Below are 2110 nucleotides of genomic sequence, written 5' to 3' on the forward strand. Positions count from 1 at the left end.
CTAATAACTTCAACAAGCTCAGTAATCCTCTTCTGAAAATAATCACTCTTAACTAGAGGACAACAATAAAATAGAGTTATATCATCATCAATTACAGCGGTTCCCAATATGTTAAATTAATTGGCGCTACCCTATTACCTCTTGGTTTCGAATCTTAATCCCAAATGTCCTTAAATCTCTTTTGTTGGAAGAATTGTTGCCTTCCTTGGTGACTAGCTTCGTTCCACAGCTTTGATGCTATATCTGCTAACTTAGTTAGTTTCCTCTGTTTAATAATCTAACAACGATTGTTCTTACACTTCCCTCTGGTATCGCGGCAATTGCATATTTATGAAGTTCATTAGAAGGGAGTATGATAAAAGAGAAGATGTTTAAAAAACTTTTACCTTGAAAGGTTTTCCTTTTTAGTCTAAAAACCTCGCTGTCGATAGAGTTATAAGACGTTTTGTTAAAGTTATTATTATATGATTAAAGTGATATTTGGAGATTCACGGGACATGCATGAAGTTAGTGATAAAAGTATAGGTCTTGTTCTTACTTCTCCTCCATACTATAATGCTCCCTTTGACTTTCCCGACCTCTTTTCTAGCTACGAGGAATATTTGCAGCTATTAAACGACGTGGGAAAGGAAATATATAGGGTATTAGATGATGGGAGAGCAGCCGTTTTCGTCACATCAGACGTGAGAATAGATGGTGTGCTCTATCCCATAGTGGCTGATCTAATAAAAATAATGACTAACCTAGGTTTTAAATACCAAGAGCGTATAATTTGGAAGAAGCCTGAAGGGTATATAAGGATAAGTAGGAGGAGTGGTGTTTTGATACAGCATCCTTACCCCTTATATTATTATCCAGACAACGTTTACGAGGACATTGTAGTCTTCAAGAAGCCGGGCAAATTTAAAGCATCAAAATTAGAGGAGAGCAAGATAGACGTTAATAGGTTCCAAAGGGAAAAGTGGTACTTAAACGTTTGGGAAATAACTAACGTTTTACCTAACAACAAGTACTCAAAATATACTGCTCCCTTCCCTGAAGAACTTGCAAGTAGAATTATAATGCTATACTCATACGTTGGGGATACAGTCCTTGACCCGTTTGCTGGAACTGGAACAACGTTATATGTAGCAAAAATATTGGGTAGAAATGCAATAGGATACGAAATTGATTTAGAACTAGAAGAAATAATAAAAGAGAGGGTGGGGCATCCAACTCTTTTCGATAATAATGATGTAATATTTTCGAAGAGAGAAGATGCGAGAAATCTTAGAACTAAATTGAGGGAGAAAATAGATAAGAAGTTGGAGGAGAAGTCAAGGTGAGAGCTTATTGCCTACTAAAATGATGTTTTATGGAAAAATAAAAGGTATTAGATACAACCCCTCTTTTAGAATGCCTAAACTTCATGAATACTCAAATTTGGAAGAAGGCATAAAGAAAAGCTCATCATTTATTTTCTTGTTAGGGAAAGATAGATTTGCGGTAAGCTGGTGGGTTTCACCAAAGCGTACCAGATCTTATCCTTATGCGAGGGTATATAACACTTTACAGTTCAATCAAGGTAAAAGAGTGACTATTATCCCTGTAATGAAAGATGAAGGAAAAGACGGGGATAGAGATTTTATACAGTGGGATACGATATCGCTCATGAGCTTACTAGGTGTTTATGTGATTTTAGGATATTACTCAGATGCCTCCAAAGTTTCTTCCGGTAAAATAACAGATCAAAGGTATGATTATGATTATCTAAAATCTCAATTCGAACAGTTATCTAATTGGCAATCAGATGCCTTACATTGGAATATGTCGCAAGTGAATAAGATTGGAGATCTCATGAAGAAAGCCATTGAAGCATATGAAAGAATCTCTAAAAAATTGAACGTAGATTTACATGATTTAAAATCAGCTCTTACAAAAGCGAATGAAATTTATAAAAGCGCAACGAATTTTCAGCAGTATTCAAGGTCACAATCCAAAAAAGCTCAGCAAAGGGAAGTTTTGACCATTCAACCTAAAGAGAAGATAAGTGGTGAGAAAGCTTCTATAGATATTGAAAATTACTTAGGAGGGCTATATCATCTGACGATAGATGAGGTATATGTAAATT

2 protein-coding genes are annotated in these 2110 nt (G+C 35.4%); both read left to right on the plus strand.

Annotation, left to right across the window (positions count from 1 at the left end; translation table 11 throughout):
• Positions 1-464 precede the first annotated feature (464 nt).
• The gene (locus DMP16_RS09330) at positions 465-1325 is read left to right on the plus strand and encodes a site-specific DNA-methyltransferase (RefSeq protein ID WP_069284409.1); all 861 of its coding nucleotides are present in this window, start codon (positions 465-467) and stop codon (positions 1323-1325) included.
• Between the two features lie 7 nt (positions 1326-1332).
• On the plus strand, positions 1333-2110 hold a 778-nt coding region (locus tag DMP16_RS09335), incomplete at its 3' end, for a hypothetical protein (RefSeq protein WP_255446860.1).

The organism is Sulfolobus sp. B1, from assembly GCF_007050195.1.
GTDB lineage: Archaea > Thermoproteota > Thermoprotei_A > Sulfolobales > Sulfolobaceae > Saccharolobus.